Raw genomic sequence first — 8,183 nt, 5'->3', positions numbered from 1 at the left:
ATCGAGAAGTTGCGTCGCATGGTGGGCGAGTGCATGGGTATTCCCGTGCACATCAGCGTCGAGGAGATTCGCCGGCCCGAGCTCGATGCCTACCTGGTCGCCGAGAGCGTGGCGCAGCAGCTCGAACGGCGCATCATGTTCCGTCGCGCCATGCGCCGCGCGGTGAGCAACGCCATGCGCTTGCACGCGCAGGGTATCCGGATCAACGTGGCCGGGCGCCTGAACGGCGCCGAGATCGCGCGCAGCGAATGGTACCGCGAGGGCCGCGTACCGCTGCACACCTTCCGGGCAAACATCGACTACGGCACGGCCGAGGCCAAGACCACCTACGGTGTGATTGGCGTCAAGGTCTGGATTTACAAAGGCGACGGTACCGACGGCCAAGAGCCGGCGGCCGGTGGCGCCTAAGGTACAGGGGAAGCACCATGCTGCAGCCGAAGCGGACCAAATTCCGCAAGCAGTTCAAGGGCCGTAACCGGGGGCTTGCGCTGGTCGGCAACGCCGTCAGTTTCGGCGAGTACGGCCTGAAAGCGGTCAGCCGGGGGCGGATCACTGCCCGCCAGATCGAGGCGGCGCGCCGCGCCATCAGCCGTCACGTTCGCCGCGGCGGCAAGATCTGGATTCGGGTGTTTCCGGACAAGCCGATCACCAAGAAGCCGCTCGAAGTGCGCATGGGCAAGGGCAAGGGGGCGGTCGAGTATTGGGTGGCCGAGATCCAGCCTGGCAAGATGCTCTATGAAATGGAGGGCGTCGACGAGGCGGTCGCGCGCGAGGCGATGGCGCTGGCCGCGGCCAAGCTGGCGGTACGCACCACCTTTGTGAAACGAGGGCTGGCGACATGAAGGTTGCGGAATTGCGCGGTAAATCGGCCGCGGAATTGAATAAATTGCTGGTCGAATTGCATCGCGAGCATCTGAATCTGCGCGTGCAACGCGCCACCGGCCAGCTGGCGCAACCGGCGCGTTTCCGGTCGCTGCGGCGCGACGTGGCGCGTATCAAAACCATTCTGAACGAACAGGCTTCGCAGGCAAGCGCATGACGCAAGAAACGGTAACGCGGCGCACGGTGGTGGGCCGCGTGGTCAGCGACAAGATGGATAAGTCGATCAGCGTGCTGGTGGAAACCAGTGTGCAGCATCCGCTGTACAAGAAGTACCTGCGGCGCTCGAAGAAGTTTCATGCGCATGACGCTGCCAACGAGGGTCGGGTCGGCGATCTGGTCCGAATCGAGGAATGTCGGCCGGTATCCAAGACCAAGACCTGGCGCCTGGTCGAGGTCATCGAACGGGTGGGCGGCTGAGCGAGCCAGGCAAGCGGAGACGGTCATGATTCAAATGCAAAGCCACCTCGACGTGGCGGACAACAGCGGCGCGCGGCGCGTGATGTGCATCAAGGTGCTCGGCGGTTCCAAGCGCCGTTACGCCGGCGTTGGCGATGTGATCCGCGTGAGCGTCAAGGACGCCATTCCGCGCGGTAAAGTCAAGAAGGGCGAGGTCTATCGGGCGGTGGTCGTGCGTACCGTGCAGGGCGTGCGGCGCAGTGACGGCTCGAAGATTCGCTTCGACAGCAACGCGGTGGTTCTGCTCAACAACCAAGGGGCGCCGATCGGCACGCGTATCTTCGGCCCGGTGACGCGCGAGCTGCGCACCGAGCAGTTCATGCGCCTGGTGTCGCTGGCGCCGGAAGTGCTCTGAGGTAGTGGCGATGCGCAAGATCAAGCGAGGCGACGAGGTCGTCGTCATCACCGGGCGCGACAAGGGCAAGCGTGGGCAGGTGGTGCGGGTCCTGGCCACCGACAAGGTGGTCGTAGAAGGTGTGAACCTGGTCAAGAAGCACGTCAAGCCGAATCCGATGACCGGTCAGCAGGGCGGCATCGTAGAGAAGGAAATGCCGTTGCACGTGTCCAACGTGGCCTATTACAACAAAGCCACGCAGCGGCCGGACCGGATCGGCTTTCGGCTGCTGGACGACGGCCGCAAGGTGCGGTTCACCAAATCCAACGGCGAGGTGGTCGACTGACGTCGGCCGGAGCACATGACTAGGCTGGAACAGCATTACAGAGACGTGGTCGTGCCGCGACTGCGTGAAGAACTCGGCGTCGGCAACGTGATGGAAGTCCCGCGGCTGGTGAAGATCACGCTCAACATGGGTGTGGGTGAGGCCGCGGCCGACAAGAAGGCGCTGGATGCGGCCGTGGCCGACATGGCGCTGATCAGTGGCCAGAAGCCGCTGGTCACCAAGGCGCGCAGGGCGGTGGCGAGCTTCAAGATTCGTGAAGGCTGGCCGATCGGTTGCAAGGTGACGCTGCGTCGCGACCGGATGTACGAATTCCTCGACCGGTTCATCAGCATCGCCGCGCCACGCATCCGTGATTTTCGCGGGCTGTCGCCGCGCGGATTCGACGGCCGTGGCAACTACAACATGGGCCTGAGCGAGCAGATCATCTTTCCAGAGATCGACTTCGACAAGGTCGACAAGATTCGCGGCATGGACGTGTCGATCACGACCACGGCGCGGAATGACGAGCAAGGGCGGGCGTTATTGGCCGCCTTCAATTTCCCCTTCCGGGGTTGAGGACACCCTCGTGGCCAAAAAGTCTGTAATCAATCGCAACGAGCGGCGTGCCGCGCTGGTGCGCAAGTACGCTGCCCGCCGCGCCGAACTGAAGGCGGCTGCCGTGAACCCCAACCTGTCGGATGAGGAGCGCTACGCGGCGCAACTGGCGCTGCAAAAGCTGCCGCGTGACGCCAGTCCGGTGCGTGTGGTCAGCCGCTGCCGCGCCACTGGGCGCCCGCACGGCGTGTATCGCAAGTTCGGGCTCGGGCGCAACAAATTGCGGGAGGCCTCCATGCGCGGCGATGTGCCGGGCATGGTCAAGGCCAGCTGGTAAGGCGGGGGCAGGTTATGACCATCATGGATCCGATTGCCGACATGCTCACGCGGGTGCGCAATGCGTTGGCGCGGCGCTTCGCCGAGGTGGCTATGCCGTCGTCCAACCTCAAGGTGGCCGTCGCCGAGGTGCTCGTGGCGGAGGGTTACATCAGCGGTTTTTCGGTGGCCGACGTCGATGGGCGCAAGACGCTGACGCTGACCCTGAAGTACGTAGAAGGCAAGCCGGCCATCCGCAGCCTGCGCCGCGCCAGCCGTCCCGGGTTGCGCATGTACCGGGGCAAGGAGGCGCTGCCGCGCGTGCTGGGCGGTTACGGTGTGGCAGTGGTGTCGACCCCGCAGGGCGTGATGTCCGACCGGGCGGCGCGGCGGGCCGGCGTCGGTGGCGAAGTGCTGTGCCTGATTTCCTGACGGAAGCGTCCAATGTCTAGAGTTGCCAAGAGTCCAATTCCGCTGCCGAAAGGTATCGAGGTGGTGGTGTCGTCCGGACAGGTGCAGGTCAAGGGCGCCAAGGGTGCCCTCACGCAGGCACTGCATCCCGATGTCGAGGTCGCCAACGAGGGCGGCGTGCTGCGTGTCGGCGTGCGCCGGGACGTGCCGTCGGCCTGGGCGCAGGCGGGCACTGCGCGGGCCCTGCTCAGCAACATGGTCAAGGGTTGCAGCGACGGTTTCGTGCGCACGCTCGACCTGGTGGGTGTCGGCTACCGCGTGCAGATGAAGGGTCCGGTGCTCAGCATCGCCGTCGGTTATTCGCATCCTGTGGAGATGCCGGTGCCCGAGGGCTTGCAGATCGAGACTCCGACCCAGACGCAGGTGGTCGTGCGCGGCGCCGATCGGCAACGGGTGGGGCAGATGGCTGCGAACATTCGCGCCGTACGTCCGCCCGAGCCGTACAAGGGCAAGGGTATTCGGTATTCCAACGAAGTCGTGGTCCGTAAAGAAACCAAGAAGAAGAAATGACGGCCGGTAGCATTAGGTAAGCGGTAATGGAAAAGAAGCTCAAGCGCCTGCGGCGCGGTCGCGCCACACGGGCGCAGATTCGTAAGCTCGGCGCGGTGCGGCTGTGCGTGCATCGCACGCCACGGCATACGTACGCCCAGGTGATCGACGCCAGCGGCGGGCGGGTCCTGGCCGCCGCCAGCACGGTTGAGAAGGCGCTGGCCGAACAGCTCGGTCACACCGGCAACGTCGAGGCGGCCCGGCTGATCGGCCGCGTGGTGGCCGAGCGTGCCCAGCAGGCTGGTGTGGTCAAGGTCGCCTTCGATCGCAGCGGTTTCATGTATCACGGCCGTGTCAAGGCTTTGGCGGATGCCGCCCGCGAAGCCGGCCTGCAATTCTAGGAGCTGGTTCGATGGCGCGAGCTGAACAGGCATACGAGACTAACGAAATACAGAAGCTGATCAACGTCCGCCGTGTGGCCAAGGTGGTCAAGGGCGGGCGGCAGTTCGGTTTCGCGGCGCTGACGGTGGTCGGCGACGGCGACGGCCGCGTCGGCTTCGGCCAGGGTAAGGCGCGCGAAGTGCCGGTGGCGATCCAGAAGGCGATGGACGCCGCGCGCCGTGACATGGTTCGCGTGCCGCTGAACGGTGGCACGTTGTATTACCCGGTCACGGCCGTGCACGGCGCCGCCAAGGTGTACATGCAGCCGGCATCCGAAGGTACCGGCATCATCGCCGGCGGTGCCATGCGGGCGGTGTTCGAAGCGCTCGGTGTGCGCGACGTGCTCGCCAAGTGCATCGGCAGCAGCAACCCGGTCAACGTGGTGATGGCGACCATTGCCGGGCTGGTTGGCATGGAGTCGCCGGATGCCATCGCCATGCGGCGCGGCCTCAACGTGGAAGATCTGCTGGTATGAACGCCCCTACCAAGAAAGTGCGAGTGACCCTGGTCCGCAGCCGCTCCGGCCGCGGTCGCGTGCATGACGCCTGCGTGACCGGCCTCGGCCTGCGCCGCATCGGCAGCCAGCGCGAGCTCGAGGATACGCCGGCCGTGCGCGGCATGATTCGGAAGGTGGCGTTCCTGCTCAAGGTGGAGGAAATCTGATGCGCCTGGATAACCTCAAGCCCGCAGAGGGCTCGCGTACCGAGCGGCGCCGGGTAGGTCGTGGCATCGGCTCGGGTCTGGGCAAGACCGCCGGTCGCGGTCACAAGGGTCAGCACGCGCGGGCGGGCGGGTATCACAAGGTCGGGTTCGAAGGCGGCCAGATGCCGCTGCAGCGCCGGTTGCCGAAGCGCGGTTTCAAATCGCGTACATCGGGCGACTGTGCCGAGGTGCGCCTGTCCGAACTGCGTCTGGTGCAGGCGGAGGTGATCGACCTGGACGCGCTGAAGGCTGCCGGCGTGGTTGCGCGGGAAGCCAAGCGCGCCAAAGTGGTGGTGTCCGGCGCTCTGGCCGGCCCTGTCCGCCTCAAGGGAATCGCGGTGACGGCCGGGGCACGTGCGGCGATCGAGCAGGCCGGCGGGAGCATAGTAGAAAGCTAATGGCTACGCGTGCCGCCAATCCGGCCATGCTCGGCGGGCTCGGCAAGTTCGCCGAGCTGCGGCGGCGGCTGTTGTTCGTCGTCGGTGCGCTGCTGGTATTTCGGCTGGGCGCCCACGTGCCCGTACCGGGGATAAACCCACAGGCGCTGGCCGCGATGTTCGAGGCACAGCGCGGCACGGTGCTGGACATGTTCAACATGTTCTCCGGCGGTGCTCTGCAGCGTTTGTCGATCTTCGCACTGGGGGTGATGCCTTACATTTCGGCGTCGATCATCGTGCAGTTGCTCGGCAGCGTGTTGCCCAAGCTCGAGGAGCTGCGCAAAGAGGGCGCTGCCGGGCGGCGCAAGCTCACGCAGTACACGCGTTACGGCACGGTCGTGCTGGCCGCGTTCCAGGCGCTTGGTATCGCGATTGCGCTGGAAAGCCAGACCGCCGGCGGCATGAGTGTGGTGATCGACCCCGGGATCGGGTTTCGGCTGATCGCCGTCTCGACGCTGGTGGCGGGTAGTCTGTTTTTGCTGTGGCTCGGCGAGCAGGTCACCGAGCGGGGTATCGGTAATGGCATTTCGCTACTGATTTTCTCGGGCATCGTGGCGGGGCTACCGCAGGCGTTCGGCAGCACGCTCGAGCTGGTCAGCACCGGCGAGCTCGGTGGCGGCGTGGTGCTGCTGTTGCTGGTATTGATCGTAGCGGTGACTGCGTTCGTGGTGTTCGTCGAGCGCGGACAGCGGCGGATCATTGTCAATTACGCGCAGCGCCAGCAGGGACAGCGGGTGTACGCGGCCCAGACGAGCCATCTGCCGCTCAAGATCAACATGGCGGGCGTGATCCCGGCGATTTTCGCGTCGAGCATTCTGTTGTTTCCGTCCACGCTGGCCAGCTGGGCCGGCAGCGGCGACGGGGCGCTGGCATGGCTGCGGCATGTCACGACCGCGCTGTCGCCTGGGCAACCGCTGTATGTGTTGTTGTATGCGGCTGGCATCGTGTTTTTCTGTTTCTTTTATACGGCGGTTGTGTTCAACCCGAAAGACACGGCGGAGAACCTCAAGCGTTCGGGTGCGTTTTTGCCCGGCGTGCGGCCGGGTGAGCAGACGGCGCGTTACATCGACGGGGTGGTGTCGCGCCTTACGGTGGCTGGGGCCGCGTACATCTCACTGGTGTGTCTGCTGCCCGAGTTTCTGATCGTGTACTGGCACGTGCCGTTCTATTTCGGTGGCACGTCGCTTTTGATCGTGGTGGTCACCATCATGGATTTCATGGCGCAAGTGCAAACGCACGTCATGAGCCACCAGTACGAGGGCCTGATGAAGAAGGCCAATCTGAAGGGTCGGAGCGTCGGCGGTTTGTTCGGCGGTCGTTGAGTTTGGAGTCAGGACAGTGAAAGTTCGCGCATCGGTGAAGAAGCTCTGCCGTAATTGCAAGATCATCCGGCGCAAGGGCGTCGTTCGTGTCATTTGTGTCGAGGCTCGGCACAAACAGCGGCAGGGCTGAGAGCTTGGGAATGTTTCAAGCTCTCAGGCCGGCCAGGGATGGCCGGACGCGAATCGAGCTTGTAAGGGCTTGATTTGCGTGAGCGCGTCCGGGTGTGTACCGGACGGGCGACGCAAGAAATGCGCAGCACGCGCGTTTCTTCACAAACGCTGAGTCGGTCCGTGCGGCCGTACAGGTTTTCTGGAGTTCGGTAAATGGCTCGTATTGCTGGTATCAACATTCCCGATCACAAACACGCGCGCGTCGCGCTGACGGCGATTTATGGCATCGGGCCAACCCGTGCGCTGGAAATCTGCGAAGCTGCGCAGATCGAGCCGTCGCGGCGTATCCGGGATCTCGACGAGACCGAGATCGAAGCGCTGCGGCGCGAGGTCGGCAAGTTCACGGTGGAAGGCGACCTGCGGCGGGAGCTGCAGATGAACATCAAGCGCCTGATGGACCTGGGCACGTATCGCGGGCTGCGGCATCGGCGCGGCCTGCCGGTGCGCGGCCAGCGTACCCGCACCAATGCCCGCACCCGCAAGGGCCCGCGCAAACCCATCCGCAAGTAATCGCTAAAGGATCGTCCCCATGGCCAAGCCGACCGCCAGCAAAACGCGCAAGCGCGTCAAAAAGAGCATTTCCGAGGGCGTGGCGCACGTGCATGCGTCCTTCAACAACACCATCGTGACCATCACCGACCGCCAGGGCAATGCCTTGTCGTGGGCGACCGCCGGCTCGTGCGGTTTCAAGGGGTCGCGCAAAAGTACGCCGTTCGCTGCCCAGGTGGCGGCGGATCGTGCCGGCAGCAAGGCGCAGGAGTTCGGCGTGAAGACCCTGGATGTGGTCGTCAACGGCCCGGGACCGGGGCGCGACTCGGCGGTACGGTCCCTGAACAACGCCGGGTTCAAGATTCTGAGCATCACCGACGTGACGCCGATTCCACACAACGGTTGTCGCCCGCCAAAGAAGCGCCGCGTTTGAGGTGTGGGGCGGCCGCCGCGGCCAGCTCACGACCCGATGCCATCGAATCCACGGCAATTGCCTACGCAGCGAGCGTGTCCATCATGCAGTCATCCGTTCACGAGTTTTTGAAGCCCAAGCTGGTCAAGGTCGAGCGTCTGTCGGCCACCCACTCCAAGGTCACCCTGGAGCCGCTCGAGCGCGGTTTCGGGCACACGCTGGGTAACGCGCTGCGGCGGGTGATGCTGTCGTCGCTGCCCGGCGCCGCGATCACCGAGGTGCAGATCGAGGGCGCGGTGCACGAGTTCACGACACTCGAGGGCATGCAGGAGGACGTGATCGAGCTGCTGCTGAACCTCAAAGGCGTCGCGGTGCGTTTGTC

General features: G+C 64.8%; 18 protein-coding genes and 1 pseudogene. All 19 read left to right on the top strand.

Features of this window, described 5'->3' with window-relative positions; translation table 11 throughout:
- Positions 1–408 (top strand): 30S ribosomal protein S3 (rpsC, locus tag PHC73_RS08790; RefSeq protein ID WP_300126825.1); only part of this gene is annotated, 408 nt, incomplete at its 5' end.
- Positions 409–425: 17 nt separating this feature from the next.
- Positions 426–842 (top strand): 50S ribosomal protein L16, encoded by a 417-nt coding sequence (rplP, locus tag PHC73_RS08785; RefSeq protein ID WP_300126823.1) that lies wholly within the window; start codon positions 426–428, stop codon positions 840–842.
- Positions 839–1,039 (top strand): 50S ribosomal protein L29, encoded by a 201-nt coding sequence (gene rpmC, locus PHC73_RS08780; protein ID WP_300126821.1) that lies wholly within the window; start codon positions 839–841, stop codon positions 1,037–1,039. Before rplP ends, rpmC begins: the two co-directional genes overlap by 4 nt.
- Entirely contained in the window at positions 1,036–1,299 is a 264-nt protein-coding gene (gene rpsQ, locus PHC73_RS08775; RefSeq protein WP_300126820.1) for a 30S ribosomal protein S17, read from the top strand. The genes rpmC and rpsQ overlap by 4 nt, the downstream gene beginning before the upstream one ends.
- A gap of 25 nt (positions 1,300–1,324) precedes the next feature.
- Positions 1,325–1,693 carry a 50S ribosomal protein L14 gene (gene rplN, locus PHC73_RS08770; RefSeq protein WP_300126818.1) on the top strand — a complete coding sequence of 123 codons (369 nt, stop codon included), beginning with the start codon at positions 1,325–1,327 and terminating at the stop codon, positions 1,691–1,693.
- Between the two features lie 10 nt (positions 1,694–1,703).
- Positions 1,704–2,018: a 50S ribosomal protein L24 gene (gene rplX, locus PHC73_RS08765; RefSeq protein WP_300126816.1), complete on the top strand. Its 315-nt coding sequence runs from the start codon at positions 1,704–1,706 to the stop codon at positions 2,016–2,018.
- 15 nt (positions 2,019–2,033) lie between these two features.
- Positions 2,034–2,573 (top strand): 50S ribosomal protein L5, encoded by a 540-nt coding sequence (rplE, locus tag PHC73_RS08760; RefSeq protein WP_300126814.1) that lies wholly within the window; start codon positions 2,034–2,036, stop codon positions 2,571–2,573.
- 10 nt (positions 2,574–2,583) lie between these two features.
- On the top strand, positions 2,584–2,889 hold the full coding sequence (gene rpsN / locus PHC73_RS08755) for a 30S ribosomal protein S14 (protein WP_300126812.1): 306 nt from the start codon (positions 2,584–2,586) through the stop codon (positions 2,887–2,889).
- Between the two features lie 14 nt (positions 2,890–2,903).
- Positions 2,904–3,299 carry a 30S ribosomal protein S8 gene (rpsH, locus tag PHC73_RS08750; protein WP_300126810.1) on the top strand — a complete coding sequence of 132 codons (396 nt, stop codon included), beginning with the start codon at positions 2,904–2,906 and terminating at the stop codon, positions 3,297–3,299.
- A gap of 12 nt (positions 3,300–3,311) precedes the next feature.
- On the top strand, positions 3,312–3,848 hold the full coding sequence (gene rplF / locus PHC73_RS08745; RefSeq protein WP_300126808.1) for a 50S ribosomal protein L6: 537 nt from the start codon (positions 3,312–3,314) through the stop codon (positions 3,846–3,848).
- 26 nt (positions 3,849–3,874) lie between these two features.
- Positions 3,875–4,228 carry a 50S ribosomal protein L18 gene (gene rplR / locus PHC73_RS08740; RefSeq protein WP_300126806.1) on the top strand — a complete coding sequence of 118 codons (354 nt, stop codon included), beginning with the start codon at positions 3,875–3,877 and terminating at the stop codon, positions 4,226–4,228.
- A gap of 11 nt (positions 4,229–4,239) precedes the next feature.
- Positions 4,240–4,743 (top strand): 30S ribosomal protein S5, encoded by a 504-nt coding sequence (gene rpsE / locus PHC73_RS08735; protein ID WP_300126804.1) that lies wholly within the window; start codon positions 4,240–4,242, stop codon positions 4,741–4,743.
- Positions 4,740–4,931 carry a 50S ribosomal protein L30 gene (gene rpmD / locus PHC73_RS08730; RefSeq protein ID WP_300126802.1) on the top strand — a complete coding sequence of 64 codons (192 nt, stop codon included), beginning with the start codon at positions 4,740–4,742 and terminating at the stop codon, positions 4,929–4,931. Before rpsE ends, rpmD begins: the two co-directional genes overlap by 4 nt.
- A complete protein-coding gene (rplO, locus tag PHC73_RS08725; RefSeq protein WP_300126801.1) occupies positions 4,931–5,368 on the top strand; it encodes a 50S ribosomal protein L15 in 438 nt (145 codons plus the stop codon). Before rpmD ends, rplO begins: the two co-directional genes overlap by 1 nt.
- 26 nt (positions 5,369–5,394) lie before the next feature.
- Complete coding sequence (secY, locus tag PHC73_RS08720; RefSeq protein ID WP_366949840.1) at positions 5,395–6,729, top strand: preprotein translocase subunit SecY; 1,335 nt, start codon at positions 5,395–5,397, stop codon at positions 6,727–6,729.
- Positions 6,730–6,745: 16 nt separating this feature from the next.
- The gene (gene rpmJ, locus PHC73_RS08715; RefSeq protein WP_075968177.1) at positions 6,746–6,859 is read left to right on the top strand and encodes a 50S ribosomal protein L36; all 114 of its coding nucleotides are present in this window, start codon (positions 6,746–6,748) and stop codon (positions 6,857–6,859) included.
- A 194-nt stretch (positions 6,860–7,053) separates the two neighbouring features.
- Complete coding sequence (rpsM, locus tag PHC73_RS08710; protein WP_300126797.1) at positions 7,054–7,410, top strand: 30S ribosomal protein S13; 357 nt, start codon at positions 7,054–7,056, stop codon at positions 7,408–7,410.
- A 19-nt stretch (positions 7,411–7,429) separates the two neighbouring features.
- A complete protein-coding gene (rpsK, locus tag PHC73_RS08705; protein WP_300126795.1) occupies positions 7,430–7,822 on the top strand; it encodes a 30S ribosomal protein S11 in 393 nt (130 codons plus the stop codon).
- Positions 7,823–7,905: 83 nt separating this feature from the next.
- Positions 7,906–8,183: pseudogene (locus PHC73_RS08700) on the top strand (DNA-directed RNA polymerase subunit alpha); the annotation flags it as partial.

Source organism: Immundisolibacter sp. (assembly GCF_028696615.1).
Classification (GTDB): Bacteria; Pseudomonadota; Gammaproteobacteria; order Immundisolibacterales; family Immundisolibacteraceae; genus Immundisolibacter.
The sequence above is the reverse complement of the archived record's forward strand: the minus strand, read 5'-3'. Positions and strand labels throughout refer to the sequence as shown.

What these genes read in the sequence shown, in the direction of transcription:
- rplP (WP_300126823.1), top strand. Translation starts at nt 426, where the DNA reads ATGCTGCAGCCGAAGCGGACCAAATTCCGCAAGCAGTTCAAGGGCCGT.
- rpmC (WP_300126821.1), top strand. Translation starts at nt 839, where the DNA reads ATGAAGGTTGCGGAATTGCGCGGTAAATCGGCCGCGGAATTGAATAAA.
- rpsQ (WP_300126820.1), top strand. Translation starts at nt 1,036, where the DNA reads ATGACGCAAGAAACGGTAACGCGGCGCACGGTGGTGGGCCGCGTGGTC.
- rplN (WP_300126818.1), top strand. Translation starts at nt 1,325, where the DNA reads ATGATTCAAATGCAAAGCCACCTCGACGTGGCGGACAACAGCGGCGCG.
- rplX (WP_300126816.1), top strand. Translation starts at nt 1,704, where the DNA reads ATGCGCAAGATCAAGCGAGGCGACGAGGTCGTCGTCATCACCGGGCGC.
- rplE (WP_300126814.1), top strand. Translation starts at nt 2,034, where the DNA reads ATGACTAGGCTGGAACAGCATTACAGAGACGTGGTCGTGCCGCGACTG.
- rpsH (WP_300126810.1), top strand. Translation starts at nt 2,904, where the DNA reads ATGACCATCATGGATCCGATTGCCGACATGCTCACGCGGGTGCGCAAT.
- rplF (WP_300126808.1), top strand. Translation starts at nt 3,312, where the DNA reads ATGTCTAGAGTTGCCAAGAGTCCAATTCCGCTGCCGAAAGGTATCGAG.
- rplR (WP_300126806.1), top strand. Translation starts at nt 3,875, where the DNA reads ATGGAAAAGAAGCTCAAGCGCCTGCGGCGCGGTCGCGCCACACGGGCG.
- rpsE (WP_300126804.1), top strand. Translation starts at nt 4,240, where the DNA reads ATGGCGCGAGCTGAACAGGCATACGAGACTAACGAAATACAGAAGCTG.
- rpmD (WP_300126802.1), top strand. Translation starts at nt 4,740, where the DNA reads ATGAACGCCCCTACCAAGAAAGTGCGAGTGACCCTGGTCCGCAGCCGC.
- rplO (WP_300126801.1), top strand. Translation starts at nt 4,931, where the DNA reads ATGCGCCTGGATAACCTCAAGCCCGCAGAGGGCTCGCGTACCGAGCGG.
- secY (WP_366949840.1), top strand. Translation starts at nt 5,395, where the DNA reads ATGCTCGGCGGGCTCGGCAAGTTCGCCGAGCTGCGGCGGCGGCTGTTG.
- rpsM (WP_300126797.1), top strand. Translation starts at nt 7,054, where the DNA reads ATGGCTCGTATTGCTGGTATCAACATTCCCGATCACAAACACGCGCGC.
- rpsK (WP_300126795.1), top strand. Translation starts at nt 7,430, where the DNA reads ATGGCCAAGCCGACCGCCAGCAAAACGCGCAAGCGCGTCAAAAAGAGC.